Below are 19,139 nucleotides of genomic sequence, written 5' to 3' on the forward strand. Positions count from 1 at the left end.
GTTCGAATGAGGTATGCGCTGGGCAGGTCAAGCGGTGGCGGTCAACGGCACACCCGTTGATGACGGGGCCTTGCCCGGCTTGCAGCGCCTAGGCCTGGTCAAGAGCGTGCGGGTGCCGCAGTTCGAGGGCATGACGTTTCACGAGGTGCTCTGCAAATCCGCGCTCAACAAGGTGCCCAACGCGGCCGCACTCCCGTTCCGCTACACGGTCAACGGCTATCGCGGCTGCTCACACGCCTGCCGCTACTGTTTTGCCCGCCCCACTCACGAGTACCTGGACTTCGACGTCGGCACCGACTTCGACACCCAGATCGTCGTCAAGACCAACGTCGCCGAGGTGCTGCGCCAGGAACTCAGACGCCCGTCATGGCAACGCGAGACTGTCGCACTGGGCACCAACACCGATCCCTACCAGCGCGCCGAGGGCCGTTACGCGTTGATGCCCGGCATCATCTCCGCGCTCGCCGACTCAGGCACACCGATGTCCATTCTCACCAAGGGCACCCTGCTGCGCCGCGACCTTCCGCTGATATCCCAAGCGGCTCAGCAGGTTCCGCTGTCGGTCGCGATCTCGCTGGCGGTGGGCGATCCGCAGCTGCACCGCGATGTCGAGCCGGGAACGCCCACCCCGCAGGCCCGCCTGGCGCTCATCACCGCCATTCGCGAAGCCGATCTCGGCTGCCATGTGATGGTCGCGCCGGTGCTGCCGCACCTCACCGATTCGACCGAACACCTCGACGCACTGCTCGGACAGATCGCCGCCGCGGGCGCCACCAGCGTCACCGTGTTCGGTTTGCACCTGCGCGGCGCCACCCGAGGCTGGTTCATGGCCTGGCTGGCCCGGGCGCACCCGGAACTGACCAGCCGCTACCGCGACCTCTACCGTCGCGGCGCCTACCTGCCGCAGAGCTACCGCGACGTGCTGCGCGATCGCGCCAGGCCGTTGATCGCCAAGTACCGGCTCGGCAGTGATCCCCGCCCGTCAACGCCGCCGGCCACCCCCGCGCCGCCTCCCGTGCAACCGACCCTGTTCTAGCCGCCGCGCGGCTTGGTCAACGTGAACTGGTCGATCGGGACAACCCCGCCGTACGGCCCCCGCACCGCGTAATACGTCGCCTTGATCGACGTCTTGCCGCCCGGCGCACCCGGGTCGACGTCGAAAGCCACGAAACCGTAAGGGTTGTCGCGGTCACGAAACGCTGACCACGGCGCGTCCTCCATCACGTAGATCGGCGGCTTGCGTCCCAGAGCGGAATCGAAGGCGCCCACACCGGTGATCACCTGGCAGCGCAGTTCGGGGAAGAACAATCCGTTGGTCGGGTGCGACGTGCCGCCCCCGCCGATGACCAGATGCACGGTGCCCTTGGTCACATCGATGACGTCGCTGCGGGTGTCCACCGGTATCGGCGTGCGGGTGTCACTTCCGAGGGTGCCGCGCAACGGGTGCGACCGCTCGTAGTGGTGTTCGTGCCCGCAGACCACCAGGTCGACCTGGTACTGATCGAACAGCGGCAGCCACTCCTGGCGGATCCCGAGGTCGGCTCCGTTGGCCTTGGCGGTCGAGATCGCCGTCTGGTGCATGCAGACCACTACCCAGTCGATCCCGGGATCACGCCGTGCCGCCGCCAATTCGGCTGTCAGCCAACGTTTCTGCTCGCCGCCAGAGTAAGCGTGCACATAGGAGTTGCCGCCGTCCTGATAAGCCACGTCGTCGTTGTTCAGGCTGATCACCCGCACCGCCCCGGCCGTGAACGAATACCACAGACCACGCAACTGCGAACTCGATCCTGAATCCGGCACCGCGAAGTACGTCTGAAACGCGCCGTAACCGATTGGCCCGTTGCCCAATTCGTTCTCATGATTGCCCGCGGCCGGCATCCACGGCCGGTGACGGGCCGAACGGCTGTTGTTGACAAACCAATCTGACCAGGTGCGGATCCGGTCGGCCGCCAGATTGGCGTAGCACAGGTCGCCGTTAACCAGGTTGAACAGCGGCGCCAGCCGTTCGATTGCCGCCGTGGTGTCGCCGGCCGCCGGGGATCCGAGGTGGTCATTGACATACCTGCCATCGGTCAGGGTGCTCAGCGTCGGTGTCGACTGGTCGCCGAAACTGGTGAAGCGGAACGGCTTTCGCCCTGCCGGTGCGGTTCGCAGGCTCCCCAGCTCGGGCTGCGCTCCGTCGTGCACCGCGGCATAGATGTAGTCGGTGTCCGGCTGCAGGCCCGTCAGCCGCGCGTGATTGACGCGAACCTCGGTGTTGGATTTGGCATCTCGATACGTCCGGGTTTCGGCCGCCACCGTGCTGCCGAATCCGGACGTCGGCGCGCCCAGCATCACCCGCGGGTTACGGACAGCGTCGGTGGTATGCCAGGACACCACCGCCTCGGTGCCGGCATCCCGGCCGAACTGCAGATGCAACCCGGCCACCGGCGGCGCGCCGGTGCGATCCGGCTGGGACCAGACCCCGGCGTGACCTGACCGCAGTAACGCGGCCCCGCCCACCCCGGCACCGACGCCGAGGACACCGGCCACGGCGCCGGTCGTGATCAGTGTGCGGCGGCTGAAGCCAGGTGGGTCTCCCTGTCCCGGATCGTCGCTCATGGGGTGCTTCATACCGGACCCGGGTGAACGCCGCCAGAACTGGCCCGCCGGTAGGCGTCTAGTGGCGATGCGGTTCCAGCAATGCCGCCTGCCCGGTGGACGGCGGGTGCGCCGCCAGCCACTCGCGGGTCGCGGCATGCGAGCGCTCGATCAGCGTGGCCGCGTGCGAGAAGTCGGAGCCGGAGATGTCGACCGGACACAGCGGTCGAATAACGTGCAGCTCACAGGTGGTTTCGTAGCGGGAGATATCCGCGGCGAGCCGATGGTTGAGGGCGATGGTCATGGCGTGCAGGGCCATGTTGACGGCCGACTTGGGCGTTGCGGGCAGGTCGCAGGAGTAACCGGTGGGCAGCACCCACACGCGGTCGGCGCCGAGCGCAACCGCATGCGACACCGGTGTGTTGTTCACAACACCGCCGTCCATCAGATCGCGTCCGTTGATATTGACCGGCGGAAAGATTCCCGGAATGGCGGCGCTGGCGGCGATGGCATCCACTGCGTCACCCGACGACAGCAACACATCGGTGCCCGAGACGACGTCCGTGGCCACCACGTGCAGCGGAATCGGCGCGTCCTCGAGCCGGCTGAACTGCAGCTGCTCAGCGAGAATGCGCCGCAGGCCGGAGTTGGGGACCAGGTGCGCCCGGCGCCCGAGAATGCCCATGAAACCCGACAGCGGGTGGGCGGGAAATACCTGTTGGCGGGTCAGCGACACCCACAGGTCGGCCAGGCCCCGGATGCCCGCGGCGTCGGCCCGGGAGGCGAGCCAGCCGCCGTTGACCGCGCCGACGGAGGTGCCGACGATGACGTCCGGGGTGATTCCTTCGTCGGCCAGGGCGCGCAGCATCCCCACGTGGATTGCTCCCAGGCTGGCGCCACCGGACAACACGAAGGCTGTGGGCACAGCTAGATGGTAGAGACCTTTGCCCGGTTTGGGCAGGTAACGAATCCGGTAGCGTTTCCGATATGACGAACGTGCACAAACTGGCAAGCGCGGTCGCCGCAGGCATCCTGGGCGCGGCCTTCGTGGGCTTGACCCCGACCGCCCTCGCGGACCCGACCGGCCACCAGGTGACCTACACGATCACCACCACCGGAAACCTCACCGGCAACGTCCGTTACATCAACACCGATCCGCCCAGTCAAGGGGCGTTCGACGCGAACTCCTCGCAGTTTCTGACCACCGTGCCGGCCACCTTCAGCGCCGATCAACCGCTCGTGTACACCGCGACTCTCGCGAACCCGGGCCAGTGGGCCTTCGTCAGCGCCAGCGGCGGCTGCCACTGGCCGGACTGCGGCTCGGGAAGCACGCCGGAGCTGCGCTGCGAGATTGCCGTCGACGGTCAGGTGGTGGACTCGCGAAGCGCCACCACCGGAGTCACCTGCTCGACGCGGCCCTGGTAGCCGAGCAGGCATCCCCGGCCCGGGCTTACTCCGCGACGTCGCCGACGACGAAACTGAGTAGCGAGTACGACGTCTCCTCGTCGAGGAACAGAACTTCGTGTGCCATGGGTACACACACCACCTTTCGCTCAATGTGATTGAGCCTCAATGGTGCGACGCGGGCATCGGTCCTGGGCAGCCTACGAACGGACCCAATTGTGGTCCTCCGACCGGCGTACGGAGCCGTCCACCGGATGGGTCAACTCCGCGCGGAAGCAATGAGCCATTCGGCGGAATCCGGGTCTTGGGTGTCCAGTGTCAGCCCGACTTCGTCGAGCAATGAGCGGAAGTCGTCGACGCTGACCCGGTGAGCTTCGAAGGACTGGGTCAGGCTCTGCCCGCCGTACTCGAGGGTGAACTCGCCGAGAACGACATCGCCGTCGTTGTGCAGGATGGTCATGGTCTGTTGCATGTCACCGTCGGCACGGTGGTAACTGCCGGCGGGTCGCCGGCCGAACCAGTCCGGCGGCCGCCACTGGATGATGGCTTTGCCAGTGGGTTTGAGGTGATGGGCAACCGTGGCGAGAAGACCCCTGCGTGCGTCCACGCCCGGGTAGTTGACCAGACTGCTGGCCAGCAGCACGACGTCGTATTTCTCGGGCAGTCGCAGGTCCTCGATGCGGGCCTGAACGGTTCTGGCGCCGCGCACGTGAGTGAGCATGTCAGCCGAGTCGTCCACTGCGCTGACCTGGAATCCGTTGTCGGCCAACGGGTTGGCGATGCGTCCTGCTCCCGATCCCAGGTCCAGCACCGAGCCGCCCGGTTCCAGGTGCGCGGTGATCAGGTTGACTTCGTCGATCACCGACACGCGTCGATAAATCTCGACCAGGCTGCCGTCGGCGGTTATCGGGCTTGCGGGGGTGTTCTCCGTGGGCATATCGATTCCGAGCCTAGATGTTGGGCGGTTAGCTGACGAGAACCCGGGCCAGCGGGGGGCGATCGATTCCCGCCGGCCGGCGGGCCGTTCTCAGTCGGCGATCTCGTCGACGATGAACGAGATCAGGCCGTACGTGGTCTCCTCGGCGGCGAACAGGTTTTCGTAGGACACGATGATTCTCCTAGTGAATCGATAACTGGTAATAATCATTACACAATGACGATTTATGTCAATGTGTAACGCTATTCTCGTTACATATCAGTGCGATGTGTATCCCACGACGGGCCCTAGTTGTGTCCCCCGATCGGGGGACACCAGGCTAAGGGCCCGGGTTGGTGATCACGACGACTTCCGCGGGCTCGCTGCCGACAGCCCTGAGTCGGTGCCCCACGGACGCGTCGAAATAGGCACTGTCGCCGGCGGCGAGTGAGATCACGCGGTCGCCGTACGTCAACTCGACGGCCCCGACGTGCACGAAGATGAATTCCTGGCCGGCGTGCTCGGGATGTGGATCGTCAGAGGCGTTTGCCGTGGGTCGTACCACGAAAGGCGACATGGATTTGCCCAGCAACGTGGTGGTCAGGGCCCGGTAGCGCCCGCCCGCCGGGTCGGCGCGGTCGACGGTGATCTGCTCCTCGGCGGCGTCGTCGGAGAAGAGCCGGCCGACGTCGACGTCGAGCGCCCGCGCCACCTTGAGTGCCACCGCGATCGACGGCGTGCTCTGGCCGCGCTCGATTTTGGACAGGTAACTCTTGGTCAGGCCGGTCTGCTCGGCCAGTTGCTCGAGGGTGAGGCCACGTTGCCGGCGCACCGTCCGCAGCAGAGCGGTCATTCGGCAGGACCTCCTCGGACGTGGAATGACACAAAGTGTCCTATAGTGCTACTATTGTGTCACACATTCCCGATCGAGGGAGTCGTTGATGTCATCCACATTCACGCATTCGAAGGCCGACTTGATGCGGCGCGCCCAGCAACGCCTGGATGCCGAGAGCGCCAACTCACAGCTGAGCACCCGCCAGAAGATCGCGCTCACCTGCCGAGCCCTGTTCGACGCCGGCCATGACTCCGGTCTGGCCGGGCAGATCACCGCACGCGCCGAGCAGCCCGGCACCTACTACACCCAGCGCCTGGGCCTGGGTTTCGACGAGATCACCGAGGACAACCTGCTCCTGGTCGACGAGGACCTCAATGTCCTGGAAGGCAACGGAATGGCCAACCCGGCCAACCGCTTTCACAGCTGGATCTACCGCGCGCGGCCCGATGTCCACTGCATCGTGCACACGCATCCCTTCCATGTGGCGGCCCTGTCGATGCTGGGGGTTCCGCTGATCGTCTCGCACATGGACACCACCCCGCTCTATGACGACTGCGCCTTCCTGGCCGAGTGGCCCGGCGTGCCGGTGGGAAACGAGGAAGGCGAGATCATCACCGCCGCACTGGGCGACAAGAAAGCCGCCCTGCTGGCCCATCACGGGCACGTGGTGGCCGGCGCCAGTGTCGAGGAGGCGTGTTCGCTGGCGGTGCTGATCGAACGCGCCGCCAAGCTGCAACTCGCGGCCATGGCCGCGGGCACCGTCAAAGCGCTCCCGGAGGAACTGGCCCGCGAGGCCCACGACTGGACGCTGACACCCTCGCGCAGCCGGGCCAACTTCGCCTACTACGCCCGCCGCGCGCTGGCGCGGCACCCCGACGTCCTGAACCCTCCGTCCGCCAACTGAATTCGAGGAACCGTGTCCGAGATCCACGGCATCATCGCCTACCCCGTCACCCCGTTCTCGGCCGACACGTCGAGCATCGACAAAGACCGGCTTGCCGCGCTGGTCGACCGACTGGTGTCCTCCGGCGTGCATGCGATCGCCCCCCTCGGCAGCACCGGCGAATTGGCCTATCTCGACGAACCCGAGTTCGACGCCGTCGTCGACACCACGATGGCCACCGTCAACGGGCGGGTCCCGGTTGTGGTCGGGGTGTCAGATCTGACCACCGCCAACACGATTCGGCGCGCTCAGTACGCGCAACAGGCCGGCGCCGACGCGGTGATGGTGCTGCCCGTCTCCTACTGGAAGCTCACCGATCGCGAGGTCGCGCAGCACTACCGCAGCATCGGCGAGTCGATCGGGATCCCGATCATGGCGTACAACAACCCCGCCACCAGTGGTGTGGACATGAGCCCCGAGCTGTTGGTCACCCTGTTCGACAACATCGACAACGTCACCATGGTCAAGGAGTCCACCGGTGACCTGACCCGGATGCGGCGCATCGCCGAACTCAGCGACGGCCAGTTGCCCTTCTACAACGGCAGCAATCCGCTGGTGCTCGACGCCCTGCGGGTGGGGGCGTCCGGATGGTGCACGGCCGCACCGAATCTGCGCCCCCAGCCGTGTATCGACCTGTACCACGCGATCCGGGCGGACGACCTCGAGAAGGCGCAACTGCTCTACGACGACCTCAAACCGTTGTTGCAGTTCATCGTGGCGGGTGGGCTGCCCACCACCGTCAAGGCCGGTCTGGGTCTGCTGGGTTTCCCGGTCGGCGACCCACGCGCGCCGCTGCTGTCGCTCGACGAGCACTGGCGCGCCGAGTTACGGGACCTACTGGCCGGGCCGTGAGGTTCAGCCCAGGATCACTGGCACTTCGTCGAAGCGGTTCAGCAACGGAATCGGTTGCAGGCGCAGCTCTTCGGGCGCGACGGCCAGTGTGAGGCCGGGAAAGCGGTTGATGAGTTCGCCGATTATGATCCCGGTCTCCAGCCGTGCCAGATGTGAGCCCAGGCAGAAGTGGGTGCCCTTGCTGAACGCGAGGTGGTCGTTGGGACTGCGGGTGATGTCGAAGCGGTCGGCGTCGGGGAACTGTGCGGGGTCGCGGTTGGCCGATGTCAACAGCGTCGTCACCATGGCCCCGCGCGGGATGGTGACGCCGTGCAGGGTGATGTCCTCGCCGGCGAAGGTGGTGGCTTCGGTGCCGCCGACGGTGCCGGAGTAGCGAAGGATCTCCTCGACGGCACTGCCGATGAGTTCGGGCTGCTGCTGCAGCAGGCGAAGTTGGTCAGGGTGGGTGAGCAGCGCCGCGATGCCGTTGGTGATCACATTCGGGGTGGTCTGGTAGTCGCCGGTGATGAGCAGGAACACCATCGCGACGATCTCGTCGTCGGTCAGGCCGCCACCGTCTGCCCGGGCGTTGATCAACCCGGTGATGATGTCCGGGCCCGGGTCAGCCCGTCGTTGCTCGATCAGATCGCGCAGGTATGCGACGAAGCCCTGCATCTGCTCGCCGGCGCCGGCCGCGTTGTGGCTGAGCATCGCCTCGAACAACAACTCGATGAAGCGGTAGAACGAGGACCGGTGTTCGCTTGAGACGCCGACCATTTCGCTGATAATCGTGGTCGGGACCGGCAGCGCGTACTGCCGGTGCACCTCGAGGCGCTGGCCGGGCTCGAAGCCGTCGAGCAGTTCGCGGGCGACGGTGCGGATCCGGTCACCGAGCCCCTCGATCGCGCGCGGGGTGAACGGCCGGCTCACCAGTTTGCGCAGCCGCAGGTGTGACGGGTCGTCCTGATACACCATGGTGTCGGTGGTCAGCAGGCGGATCGCCTCGGGCACCACCGAGGTGTCCTCCGCGGCGCCGTCGAGCACGCGGCGGATCCGCGGGTCGGTGACCAGGTCCAGACAGTCCCGGTAGCGGGAGATGAAGTAGACGTCCTGCTCGGGCGGGCGCAGCGCCAACCGGCCTCGGTAGACCGGCGCCTCGCGGCGCATCCAGTCGTAGTAGCAATGCTGGTCCGCGTTGAACTCGGCTGTGCCTACCGTGATCGGATGCTCGAGCTTCACCCCAGATCGTTGGTGTTGAACGTGTCGCACTTATTGGGCTCGCCGGTCGAATATCCGGTGGTGAACCACTTCTGGCGCTGCGCGGATGAGCCGTGCGTCCAGGATTCCGGGTTGACCCGCCCGTTCACCTGCCGCTGAATACGATCGTCACCCACCGACGCGGCCGCCGACAACGCGTCCTGAATGTCCTTGTCGGTCAACGGCTGCAGGAACGGCTGTCCGGTGCTGTCCTGCTTGACGGTGGACGCGTAGTGCGCCCACACCCCGGCATAACAGTCGGCCTGCAGCTCGGTGCGGACCCCGCTGCCGGTTGCGCCCTGCGCCCCGGACTGAGCGCGCCCGAGCACCCCCAGCAGGTTCTGCACATGGTGCCCGTACTCATGAGCCACCACATATTCTTCCGCGAAAGGCCCACCGCTGGAACCGAATTGAGTCACCAGGACCTGGAAGAAATCGGTGTCGAAGTAGGCCGTCTTGTCCACCGGGCAGTAGAACGGGCCGACGTCGCTGCTGGCCGGCCCGCAGCCGGTGCTGACCTGGCCGCTGAACAGTCGCAGGCGGGGGCGGGTGTATTTCGGCATCAACTGCTTCCACACCGCGTCCAGCGAGTTGCTGGTGGCCACCACGCGGCACTGCACGTATTTGTTGGCATCCGCGCCGGTCTTGCAGCGGCTGAGGTCGAAACCGGGAGCCACGTCCTCGCGCGAGTCGAGCGGCTGCTGGCTGATCACGCCGCCGGGGTCGACCCCGAGCAGCATGGCCACCACCACCAGCAGCAGGCCGCCGATTCCACCGCCGATGGCCATCCGGCCCATCCCGCCGCCGCCCGAGGACGACGCGGAACTGGTGTCGATCTGCATACCCTCGTTGAAGGTCATCGGTCGCTCCCGGAATTAGAGTTTGAGCCGCGCCGACACAGCCTATCGCTGCTGCGCGGCGGCGAATCGGGTGTCGGTGTAAGTACGCAGATTCCGCAGGAACCGGCGCAGCGCCAGGTTGAGCAGCGGACCGAACACGGCCATGCCCGGTCCGGCGCCTCGGGCGGGCTTTTGGGCCATCGTCCAGGTGAGCCGGCAGCCGCCGGGTATCACCTCGACCCGATAGTCCTCGGCGAACGCCGCGACCGCTTTGGTGGAGCACTCGTTGAACCGGAATGCCATGTGCGTGAACGGTTCCCAGGCGATGAACTCTTCGTCCCCGACGATGCCGCCGCGCATCTCCACGACGCGGGTGGTGCCGACGCCGCGCGGCTCCGGACTGGTCCAGGTGACCTTGGTGATCACCTTCGCCCAGCGCGGCCAGGACTCGGCGTCGCCCAGCACCTCGAACAACTGCTCGGGCGTGATAGCCAGATCGACACTGTTGCGGAAGCGGTAGGGCGCCGTCTCGATGAAGCTCAGCTCGACGCGTTCGCACGGGTGCATGCCTGCAAACCTAACCCGGCCCGTCGCTGGCGGCAGCGAGCAGCGGCACCAGCACGTCGCTGATCGGAGTGGGCAGCCCGTGCGCGCGGGCTTTGCGGACGATGACGCCGTTACGCAGGTCCCACTCCATCCGGCGGTGCGCCTCCCGGTCGGCCAGGATCGAGGTGCCCATGTCTTCGGGCACCACCCGAAAGGATTCGACGAGCTGGTCCACCACCGCGTCGTCCAGTTGGGCGCCCTCGGCGCGCGCTACCGCCACACACTCGGCCATATACCGGCGGCCCAGTTCGGCCACGTCGTCCCGGCGGAACATCCCGGAGCGGCGGCCGGACAACGCCATCAGTCCGGCCAGCGCATTGAGCAGCAGCTTGCGCCAGTTCACGGTGACGAAGTCGGGGTTGCATTCCACCTGGCAGCCCGCGTCGCGCAGCAGGTCGGCGAACGATTCGGCCGCCCGCCCGGTGGGCACCACCAGCGCCGCTTCACCGCGCAACCGCACCCAACCGTCCGGCTGGGTCTCGGCAGAGAACCAGACGCTGCCCGGTATCACGTGCGGAGACGGCGAGAGCGGGGCGACCTGTTCGACCTGTTCGACGCCGTTCTGCAGGACGGCGACGACGGTGTTCTCGTCGCACAACCGGGCCAGCCAGCCGGCCGCCGCCTCGTTCTGGGTGGCTTTGACCGCCAGGATCAGCACGTCCACCGGACCGCTGACGGCGTCCGGATCGGTGTGCACCGGGCCCGGCACCACGATCGGTTCGGCATCGTCCGGGCGCAGTTCGATGCCGTCCCGCGGTCGGTGGCCGCAGAGCAACACCCGGTGCCCCGCCGCATGTAATAGAGCCGCGACGGTCGTGCCGACGGCGCCGGGGCCCACGAGTGCGATATCGGTTGCGATGCAGCCAAAAGTACCGGCAGGATCGGGCAAATCAACCGGCCCTCTAGACTGGGCAGTCAATCTCACCCGGTGTAAAGGAGTATTTGTGCTGCGCAGCCACGCCGCGGGATCGCTTCGGGACGGCGATGCCGGGCAGCAGGTGACCCTGGCCGGGTGGGTGGCCCGCCGCCGCGACCACGGCGGCGTCATCTTCATCGATCTCCGCGACGCGTCCGGCGTCGCGCAGGTGGTGTTCCGTGAAACCCAGGTGCTGGCTCAGGCGCACCGGCTGCGCTCGGAGTTCTGCGTCGCGGTCACCGGTGTCGTCGAGATCCGGCCGGAGGGCAACGCGAACCCCGACATCGCCACCGGCGACATCGAGGTCAACGCCACCTCGCTGACCGTGCTGGGCGAATCGGCGCCGCTGCCGTTCCAGCTCGACGAGCCCGCGGGGGAGGAGCTGCGGCTGAAGTACCGCTACCTGGACCTGCGCCGCGAGGGCCCGGCCGCCGCAATTCGCTTGCGTTCCAAGGTCAACGCCGCAGCCCGCGAGGTGCTGGGGCGCCACGACTTCGTGGAGGTCGAGACGCCGACGATCACCCGGTCGACGCCGGAAGGTGCACGCGACTTCCTGGTACCGGCGCGACTGCATCCCGGGATGTTCTACGCGCTGCCGCAGAGCCCGCAGTTGTTCAAGCAGCTGCTGATGGTGGCCGGGATGGAGCGCTACTACCAGATCGCGCGCTGCTACCGCGACGAAGACTTCCGCGCCGATCGCCAGCCCGAATTCACTCAGCTCGACATGGAGCTGAGCTTCGTCGACGTCGAGGACGTCATCGCGGTCTCCGAGGAGATCCTGACGGCACTCTGGGCGCTGATCGGCTACCAGATTCCGACGCCGATTCCGCGGATGACGTATGCCGATGCGATGCGCCGGTTCGGCTCTGACAAGCCCGACCTGCGGTTCGGCCTGGAGTTGGTCGAGTGCGCGGAGTTCTTCAAGGACACCACGTTCCGGGTGTTCCAGGCGCCCTACGTCGGCGCGGTGGTGATGCCGGGCGGGGCTTCTCAGCCGCGCCGCACGCTCGACGGCTGGCAGGAGTGGGCCAAGCAGCGCGGCCACCGGGGCCTGGCTTACGTGCTCGTCGGCGAGGACGGAACGCTGGGTGGGCCAGTGGCCAAGAACCTGTCGGACGCCGAACGCGACGGCCTGGCCGCCCACGTCGGCGCCAACCCCGGCGACTGCATTTTCTTCTCGGCCGGGCCGGTGAAAACGTCTCGGGCGCTGTTGGGCGCGGCGCGCATTGAGATCGCGCACCGGCTGGGCCTGATCGACCCGGACGCGTGGGAGTTCGTGTGGATCGTCGACCCGCCGCTGTTCGAGCCTGCCGAGGACGCCACGGCGTCGGGCGACGTCGCGGTGGGCGCGGGAGCGTGGACGGCGGTGCACCACGCGTTCACCTCACCCAAGCGCGAACACGAGGGCAGCATCGAATCCGACCCAGGCGCCGTGCTGGCCGATGCCTACGACATCGTCTGCAATGGCAACGAGATCGGCGGCGGTTCGATCCGTATCCACCGTCGCGACATTCAGGAGCGGGTGTTCGCGGTGATGGGTCTGGACCAGGCCGAGGCCGAGGAGAAGTTTGGATTCCTGTTGGAGGCGTTCACCTTTGGCGCCCCGCCGCACGGTGGGATCGCCTTCGGCTGGGACCGGATCAACGCGCTGCTGTCCCGCGTCGACTCGATTCGCGAGGTGATCGCGTTCCCCAAGACCGGCGGGGGAGTCGACCCGCTGACCGACGCGCCGGCGCCGATCACCGCTCAGCAGCGCAAGGAGTCGGGAATAGATTTCAAACCCAAGCAGCTTGACCAATCATGACGACCCCGGACACCGAATCCATCAAAGCGTTCAACAACGGCATCGTCGATGAGTTCCGTTCCAACGGAGGCAAAGTCGGCGGCCAGTTCGCCAATGCCGACCTGCTGCTGCTGACCACCACCGGCGCCAGGTCGGGTCAGCCGCGCATTGCGCCGCTGGCCTATTTCGGCGTTGACGGTCGGCTGATCATCATCGGGTCGTTCGCCGGCGCGCCGATAGACCCGGCGCGGGTGCACAACCTGCGCGCTCAGCCCCGGGCACACGTCGAGGTCGGCACCGAGGCGTTCGAGGTCACCGCACACGAGTTGGACCGCGCCGAGCGCGACGCGATCTTCGAGCAGATCACCGCGGCGGCACCGGGCTTCGCCGAGTATCAGGCGAAGACCGACCGGGTCATTCCGCTGTTCGAACTGCGCCGCGACTGATTCGCCATCGCCGTCATCTCAGCGGCGAACTCTCGGCAGCTCTGGGCCCCAGCCAAGTCACCCGACGATGCAGTAGTGGCGGCCCGTTCTCCGTTCTCGCGCGGCACGCATCGCAGGTTATTCCGTGGTGGGGTAAGCAGGCGTGGTGAAGACTTCGCTGCTGGCCGGGATGGCCGGTGAGGGCACGGCGGCCGTCCAGCGATTGCGCACCGCGTTGTGGCCGATCGCCCAGACATCGGTCGTCGCCGCGCTGGCCTGGTACCTGACCCATGACCTGCTGCATCACCAGCAACCGTTCTTCGCGCCGATCTCGGCGGTGGTGTGCATGTCGGCGAGCAATGTACTTCGTGCGCGGCGCGCCACCCAGATGATGGTCGGGGTCGCGCTGGGCATCGCCGTGGGCGGCGGTACGGAAGGTTTCGTCGGCGCCGGACCGGTCGGGATCGGGGTGGCGGTAATGATCGCGCTGTCGGTCGCGGTGCTCGTCGGTCGCGGCGCCATCGGGCAGGGCTTGATGTTCGTCAACCAGACCGCCGTCTCGGCGATCCTGGTCCTGGTGTTCTCTCACACCGGCATCGTGGTGACCGAGCGCCTCTTCGATTCGCTGATCGGGGGCGGGCTGGCGCTGGTATTCGCTCTCGTGCTGTTCCCCGCCGACCCGGAAAAGCTCCTCAGTGACGCGCGCGCGGGTGTCCTCGCGGCGGCGCACGAGACGCTGGTGCGGACGGCCGGCATCCTGAATGATTCCGGCACTCGCCATCCCGACTGGCCCACATCCGTTTCCGACCACCTCCATCAGGAGGTCGGCGCCCTGATCGAGGCGCGATCCACGGCGGAAGTCGCCGCGCGTCGTGCGCCGCGCCGGTGGGCCGCACGCGGCGCGATTCGGGATATCGACGCTCAGTCCGCGCAGCTGGGCTTGTTCGCCAGTTCCGTGCTGCACCTGGCCCGCTCGGTTAATCGTCCGCTGGGCCGGGCGGCAGCGCCGGCCCTGCAGGCAGCGATCGCCGACCTGACTGTGGCGACCGGGCTCGCCGATGTCGACTACGCGGCCGCGTCCGCCCACCTTGCCGCCGCGCGCCGCCACGCCGCGGAACTGCAGTCCGGTGCCCGCGACCGAAACGAGGTGGTGGTCGCCGACGTGGTCTCGGGCTGCGCCGACGACCTACAGCAGGTGATCGAGCGGCCGTCAGGATGACTTGGCCAGGAACTCCTTGACGAGCTGCTTCGGTGCCTGCGTCAGCCACGCTTCGGTGATCAACTCCCGCAGGTCGGCGACCCCGATCTCACCCAGTTTGACCAGTACGGCCGGGTAGCCGTTGAAGTGCGGGGTGGTGAAGTACACGTTGGGCTCGTCAGCGACCAGCGCGAACTTCACCCCCTCGTCCGGCACCCGCACGCCGAGGATGTCACCCGGGGGTGGCTGCACCCCGTCGCGGGTCAGCGCCTCGATGTCGGATTTCCGCAGCGGTCGCTCCCACGCCAGCAATTTCTTGCCCACCCGCCAGTCGCGCGGTGACTGCTCGGTGGTCAGCGGCAGCTCACCGACGATGCGGGCCACGTCATCCCAAGTGGCCACGTTTCGATTGTGCGCTCCAAACGCCCAGTTCGGCGCGTTATCCGAAATTGCCCGCGCGCTGCTCAGATCTGTTCAGCGCCGCCGTCGACGAACAGTTCGGCGCCGGTCATGAAGCTGCTTTGATCAGAGGCAAGGAAGAGAACCGCGGATGCGATCTCGTCGGGCCGGCCGAGACGGCCCATCGGAACCTTTGCCGCCTCACCATCCAGTAATTCCTGTTCCTGGCCGGCGGGCGCCAGGCCTTTCAGGCCCGGCGTCTCGACCGGTCCAGGGACGATCGTGTTGACCCGGATACCGCGCCCCACCAGCTCGGCGGCCCAGGTCCGGCCGAACGAACGGATCGCCGCTTTGGTGGCCGCGTACACGGTGAACGCGGGCGTCCCGTTGTAGGCGGCCGTGGAACCCGTCAGGATGATCGACGACCCCCGGTTGAGAAGCGGCAGCATGGTCTGCACGGTAAACAACGTGCCGCCCACGTTCGTCATGAATGTGCCGCTGAACTGTTCGAGAGTGATGTCGCCCAATGGCGCGAACTCTCCGCCACCGGCATTCGCGAAAAGCACGTCAAGCCCCTTGCCGCGCGACTCGATCGCCGCGGCCACGGTTGCCAGGTCGTCGGCGTTCGACACATCGGCGCGGATACCGGTCGCATCCTCGCCGATGGAGGCCACCGCGGCGTCGATCGTCTGTTGGTTACGGCCGGTCAGAAAGACGTGAGCGCCCTCGGCGGCCAGCCGCTGCGCGGCCGCCAGACCGATGCCCGAGTTACCGCCGGTGACGAGTGCCGTCTTGCCGCTCAGTTGACTCATCGCGTTAGTCCCCTAACCGACGGATTCCGGCTGCGCCAGCGCCGGCGTGTGACTGAGCCACGCCACCAACTTTTCGTAGATCGACGGGTGGTTGAGCAGGTCGAAGTGATTGAGACCGGTCAGGGTGAGGCCGTGGGCAGCCTCGAACGGGACCTTCCGGGACCGGCCGCGGCCTGCCGCGCTCTTGGGTCGCACCAGGTGGTCACCCATCAGCAGGCCGACCGCTCGGGGCGCCGCGGTGGTGGAGACGAAGTGGTAGACCGCATGGGGCAGGAAGGGCACCTCCTGGCAGCGGTCGCGCAGGAACTCGTCCGGGTCGCAGTCGCGCCAGTCCTCGTGAAGCAGCGCGCCGAACCGCAGGTCCTTCACCCCGGCGCTGCGAGTGTTGAGAAACGCCGCCAGACCCCGCGTCTCGGGCAGCTTCGCCAGCGCCCACGCCGCGACGTTGACACCCTTTTCGAGGTCGGCGCCCAGGTGCGGGGAGCCCAGGCACACCACGTGCCGCACGGCGTCGGTCCAGGCGTGTGCCCGGTCACGCCCGTAGTGGCAGGCGCTGCGGGAGACCAGCCCTCCCATCGAGTGGCCGACCAGGACCACGTCTTCGACCGCTGCCGGCCACAACTCGTGCAACCGGTGCAGCAGGTCGGCCAGCGCCTGGCCGTTCTCAGAGATGTGGTGGCCGCTGTTGTAACGCACGAACACCGGCGTGAAGCCGAGGTCCTTGCGCAGCCGTTTTCCGTAGGGGCGCAGCCCGTCGCCGGTGCGCGGCGTGCGCCACCATGACCGTTCCGTCATGCACCAGCCGTGCACGAATACCGCTATCCGCCCGGTGGCCCGCGGAAACGCCTCCGCGATGGCTTCCGCGGTCAGGGGGACTGGTTCACCCCTGCGTCGGACCTGCATGGACAGCGCGAAGCCGTTTTCCCGGTTGGTCATCTCGTCGCCGTAGATCCCGTTGACCGCGGCGATCGCACCGGCGACCCGCGGCCGCGCCAGGACCGTCTCGTCCTCGTCGTTGCTCAGCGTGTGGGCCGCCAGCGCCCCCGCGCCGTACAGGGAACCCCGTACCGCGCCGTCGACCAGGGTGTAGACGGCCGAGGCGGTGGTGTCGTGAATCACCTGTACGGGTCTGGCCGCCGGACCTATCGAGGTGAAAACGCGCCTGGCGATGCCGTGATGAACATCACGAACCAGGGTGGTCAGGACCCGCGTGCCTTCGCCCGCGAGGTCGGCCAGCGACTTCATTTCGTGTCCCTGCACGAGCTGGGCTCCTTTCTGCCGTGACCGATAGGGTTCCCATTTGGAGCGGGACTAGACCTGGAGTGGAGACTGTCAGCATGCGGCCTGAGCTACCCTTGCCGCCACTCGCCGACAGGGAGGTTCGTCTTGCCGTCTGAGGAGCCGTCCGAGGGGTTCAATGGCCGGTCGGCGCCGCTGGCCGCAAAACGCTACCGGGTCACGCACCGTACGGAGTACCGCTACTCCGACGTCGTGACCAGCTCTTACGGGCGCGGGTTCCTCACACCGCGAGACTCGTTGCGGCAGCGCTGCGTTGCGCACGAACTGATCATCGATCCGGCCCCGGCCGACAGTTCGACCAGCCGCGACTCCTACGGCAACATCAGCTCGTATTTCCACGTGACCGAACCGCATCACGCCCTGACCATCGTCAGCGACTCGATCGTCGACGTCGCGCCGCAGGCGGCCGGGATCTACAGCACCGGGCCGGCACTGCAACCGTGGGAGAACGCGCGGCCCAGCGGCGCGCGGGGGGCGCTGGCGTGCGACTTCGCGCTGGACCTGACACCACCGGAAATCACCGACGAGGTTCGTGAGTACGCCGCGCCCAGCTTCGAGCCGGGACGGCCGCTGGTTGAGGTGCTGCGCGACCTGGCGTCGCGAATTTTCCGTGATTTCACCTACCGTTCGGGCTCGACCACGGTTTCCACGCGGGTAAATGAGGTTCTGACGGCCCGGGAAGGGGTATGCCAGGACTTCGCGCGGTTGGCGATCGCCTGCCTGCGCGCCCATGGTTTGGCGGCCTGCTACGTATCCGGTTATCTGGCTACCGACCCACCCCCTGGAAAGGATCGAATGATAGGCATTGACGCCACCCACGCCTGGGCGTCGGTGTGGACGCCGCAGCAACCGGGTCAGTTCGAGTGGCTGGGACTTGATCCCACCAACGACCAACTGGTTGACCAGCGCTACATCGTGGTCGGACGCGGCCGCGACTACGCGGACGTGCCGCCGTTGCGCGGCATCATCTATACCAACTCGGAACGTAGCGTGATCGACGTCGGCGTCGACGTCGTCCCGTTCGAAGGGGATGCGCTGCATGCGTGACTTCCATTGCCCCAACTGCGGCCAGCGTCTGGCCTTCGAAAACTCAGAATGCCTGTCCTGCCACAGCGCACTGGGGTTCTCCCTGGACCAGATGGCGCTGCTGGTGATCGCCAAACGCGACGAAGACAGTGAGCACGCCGGCGCGGTCGCCGCCAACGAATACCAGCTGTGCGCGAACCTCTATGTCGCCGAATGCAATTGGCTGGTTCCGGTCGGTCACCCGGGTGGGCTGTGCGAGTCATGCGCGCTGACGATCGAGCGGCCGAACGACAACGACACGGTCGGGCTGGCGGAGTTCGCCCGAGCCGAGGCGGCCAAGCGCCGGCTCGTCGCCGAACTGCACGAGCTGAGTCTGCCGATCATCGGGCGCGAGCAGGATCCGGACTACGGACTGGCGTTCCGGCTGTTGTCCAGTGCGCATGAGAACGTCATCACCGGACACGAAAACGGGGTCATCACACTGGATCTGGCCGAGGGCGACGACGTGCACCGCGAACAGCTGCGGGTGGAGATGGAAGAGCCCTACCGCACCCTGCTCGGGCACTTCCGCCACGAAGTCGGGCACTACTACTTCTACCGTCTGGTCCGGTCACCGGAGTACCTGCAGCGATTCAACGAGTTGTTCGGTGACCCTGACTCCGACTACCAGGCGGCGCTGGACCGTCACTACAGCCAGGGGGCGCCCGAGGGCTGGCAGGAGACGTTCGTCTCGTCGTACGCGACCATGCACCCGGCCGAAGACTGGGCCGAGACGTTCGCGCACTACCTGCACATCCGGGACACACTGGACACCTCGGCGTCCTGCGGCCTGGCGCCGGCGGCCGCCACTTTCGATCGGCCGCCGTTGGGGCCCAGCGCTTTTCCCACCATCATTGAGATGTGGCTGCCGTTGTCGTGGTCGCTGAACATGGTGAACCGCTCGATGGGGCACGACGATCTGTATCCGTTCGTGCTGCCGCCGGCGGTATTGGACAAGATGCAGTTCGTGCACACCGTGATCGAGGAAGTGACCCAGCAGTTGCAGGCCGCCAGCTGAGCTGGTGGCGCGA

Annotated in this window: 20 protein-coding genes; 9 read left to right on the top strand and 11 right to left on the bottom strand. The window is 67.0% G+C overall.

The window, feature by feature from the left end:
- The first annotated feature begins 13 nt into the window (after window positions 1–13).
- Window positions 14–1,036 carry an Rv2578c family radical SAM protein gene (locus AO501_RS14295; RefSeq protein ID WP_055578344.1) on the top strand — a complete coding sequence of 341 codons (1,023 nt, stop codon included), beginning with the start codon at window positions 14–16 and terminating at the stop codon, window positions 1,034–1,036.
- On the opposite strand, the gene AO501_RS14300 is transcribed toward AO501_RS14295, so the two are convergent.
- Window positions 1,033–2,601, bottom strand: a complete 1,569-nt coding sequence (locus tag AO501_RS14300; RefSeq protein WP_055578345.1) for a purple acid phosphatase family protein — start codon at window positions 2,599–2,601, stop codon at window positions 1,033–1,035. The genes AO501_RS14295 and AO501_RS14300 overlap by 4 nt on opposite strands.
- Window positions 2,602–2,659: 58 nt before the next feature.
- Complete coding sequence (locus AO501_RS14305) at window positions 2,660–3,505, bottom strand: patatin-like phospholipase family protein (RefSeq protein ID WP_055578346.1); 846 nt, start codon at window positions 3,503–3,505, stop codon at window positions 2,660–2,662.
- A 62-nt stretch (window positions 3,506–3,567) separates the two neighbouring features.
- Here AO501_RS14305 and AO501_RS14310 point away from each other — a divergent pair, with 62 nt between their 5' ends.
- Entirely contained in the window at window positions 3,568–4,005 is a 438-nt protein-coding gene (locus AO501_RS14310; protein WP_055578347.1) for a hypothetical protein, read from the top strand.
- Between the two features lie 238 nt (window positions 4,006–4,243).
- Here AO501_RS14310 and AO501_RS14315 read toward each other — a convergent pair whose 3' ends face one another.
- Window positions 4,244–4,921, bottom strand: a complete 678-nt coding sequence (locus tag AO501_RS14315) for a class I SAM-dependent methyltransferase (RefSeq protein WP_055578348.1) — start codon at window positions 4,919–4,921, stop codon at window positions 4,244–4,246.
- Window positions 4,922–5,240: 319 nt separating this feature from the next.
- Window positions 5,241–5,753, bottom strand: coding sequence for a helix-turn-helix domain-containing protein (locus AO501_RS14320; RefSeq protein ID WP_055578349.1), 513 nt, complete (start codon window positions 5,751–5,753; stop codon window positions 5,241–5,243).
- Window positions 5,754–5,841: 88 nt separating this feature from the next.
- On the opposite strand from AO501_RS14320, the gene AO501_RS14325 reads away from it, so the two are divergent.
- The gene (locus AO501_RS14325) at window positions 5,842–6,639 is read left to right on the top strand and encodes an aldolase (protein WP_055578350.1); all 798 of its coding nucleotides are present in this window, start codon (window positions 5,842–5,844) and stop codon (window positions 6,637–6,639) included.
- A gap of 12 nt (window positions 6,640–6,651) precedes the next feature.
- On the top strand, window positions 6,652–7,530 hold the full coding sequence (locus tag AO501_RS14330) for a dihydrodipicolinate synthase family protein (RefSeq protein ID WP_055578351.1): 879 nt from the start codon (window positions 6,652–6,654) through the stop codon (window positions 7,528–7,530).
- Between the two features lie 3 nt (window positions 7,531–7,533).
- Here the strand turns inward: AO501_RS14330 and AO501_RS14335 are convergent, their stop codons facing one another.
- The 4 genes from AO501_RS14335 to AO501_RS14350 are packed head-to-tail and all read right to left on the bottom strand — an operon-like array spanning window position 7,534 to window position 11,070.
- Window positions 7,534–8,748 (bottom strand): cytochrome P450 family protein, encoded by a 1,215-nt coding sequence (locus AO501_RS14335; RefSeq protein ID WP_055578352.1) that lies wholly within the window; start codon window positions 8,746–8,748, stop codon window positions 7,534–7,536.
- A complete protein-coding gene (locus tag AO501_RS14340; protein WP_055578353.1) occupies window positions 8,745–9,626 on the bottom strand; it encodes a neutral zinc metallopeptidase in 882 nt (293 codons plus the stop codon). The genes AO501_RS14335 and AO501_RS14340 overlap by 4 nt, the downstream gene beginning before the upstream one ends.
- Window positions 9,627–9,668: 42 nt before the next feature.
- The gene (locus AO501_RS14345) at window positions 9,669–10,172 is read right to left on the bottom strand and encodes an SRPBCC family protein (protein ID WP_055578354.1); all 504 of its coding nucleotides are present in this window, start codon (window positions 10,170–10,172) and stop codon (window positions 9,669–9,671) included.
- A 10-nt stretch (window positions 10,173–10,182) separates the two neighbouring features.
- The gene (locus AO501_RS14350; protein ID WP_197419846.1) at window positions 10,183–11,070 is read right to left on the bottom strand and encodes an oxidoreductase; all 888 of its coding nucleotides are present in this window, start codon (window positions 11,068–11,070) and stop codon (window positions 10,183–10,185) included.
- A gap of 85 nt (window positions 11,071–11,155) precedes the next feature.
- Between AO501_RS14350 and aspS the strand changes: the two genes are divergently transcribed.
- The 3 genes from aspS (at window position 11,156) to AO501_RS14365 (ending at window position 14,554) form a co-directional block, all read left to right on the top strand.
- Window positions 11,156–12,931, top strand: a complete 1,776-nt coding sequence (aspS, locus tag AO501_RS14355; RefSeq protein WP_055578355.1) for an aspartate--tRNA ligase — start codon at window positions 11,156–11,158, stop codon at window positions 12,929–12,931.
- Complete coding sequence (locus AO501_RS14360; protein ID WP_371935015.1) at window positions 12,925–13,356, top strand: nitroreductase family deazaflavin-dependent oxidoreductase; 432 nt, start codon at window positions 12,925–12,927, stop codon at window positions 13,354–13,356. The genes aspS and AO501_RS14360 overlap by 7 nt, the downstream gene beginning before the upstream one ends.
- A gap of 145 nt (window positions 13,357–13,501) precedes the next feature.
- Entirely contained in the window at window positions 13,502–14,554 is a 1,053-nt protein-coding gene (locus AO501_RS14365) for an FUSC family protein (protein ID WP_055578382.1), read from the top strand.
- On the opposite strand, the gene AO501_RS14370 is transcribed toward AO501_RS14365, so the two are convergent.
- The 3 genes from AO501_RS14370 to AO501_RS14380 all read right to left on the bottom strand — a co-directional run bounded on the left by AO501_RS14370 (window position 14,546) and on the right by AO501_RS14380 (window position 17,004).
- Complete coding sequence (locus AO501_RS14370) at window positions 14,546–14,935, bottom strand: MmcQ/YjbR family DNA-binding protein (RefSeq protein WP_055578357.1); 390 nt, start codon at window positions 14,933–14,935, stop codon at window positions 14,546–14,548. The genes AO501_RS14365 and AO501_RS14370 overlap by 9 nt on opposite strands.
- 62 nt (window positions 14,936–14,997) lie before the next feature.
- Complete coding sequence (locus AO501_RS14375; protein ID WP_055578358.1) at window positions 14,998–15,744, bottom strand: SDR family oxidoreductase; 747 nt, start codon at window positions 15,742–15,744, stop codon at window positions 14,998–15,000.
- Window positions 15,745–15,756: 12 nt separating this feature from the next.
- Entirely contained in the window at window positions 15,757–17,004 is a 1,248-nt protein-coding gene (locus AO501_RS14380) for an esterase/lipase family protein (RefSeq protein WP_055578359.1), read from the bottom strand.
- A 174-nt stretch (window positions 17,005–17,178) separates the two neighbouring features.
- On the opposite strand from AO501_RS14380, the gene AO501_RS14385 reads away from it, so the two are divergent.
- Both AO501_RS14385 and AO501_RS14390 read left to right on the top strand, forming a co-directional pair.
- Window positions 17,179–18,090 carry a transglutaminase family protein gene (locus AO501_RS14385; RefSeq protein ID WP_156452556.1) on the top strand — a complete coding sequence of 304 codons (912 nt, stop codon included), beginning with the start codon at window positions 17,179–17,181 and terminating at the stop codon, window positions 18,088–18,090.
- Window positions 18,083–19,126: a zinc-binding metallopeptidase family protein gene (locus AO501_RS14390; protein ID WP_055578361.1), complete on the top strand. Its 1,044-nt coding sequence runs from the start codon at window positions 18,083–18,085 to the stop codon at window positions 19,124–19,126. Before AO501_RS14385 ends, AO501_RS14390 begins: the two co-directional genes overlap by 8 nt.
- The last annotated feature ends 13 nt before the right edge of the window (window positions 19,127–19,139 follow it).

It is taken from the genome of Mycobacterium gordonae (assembly GCF_001417955.2).
Classification (GTDB): Bacteria; Actinomycetota; Actinomycetes; order Mycobacteriales; family Mycobacteriaceae; genus Mycobacterium; species Mycobacterium gordonae_B.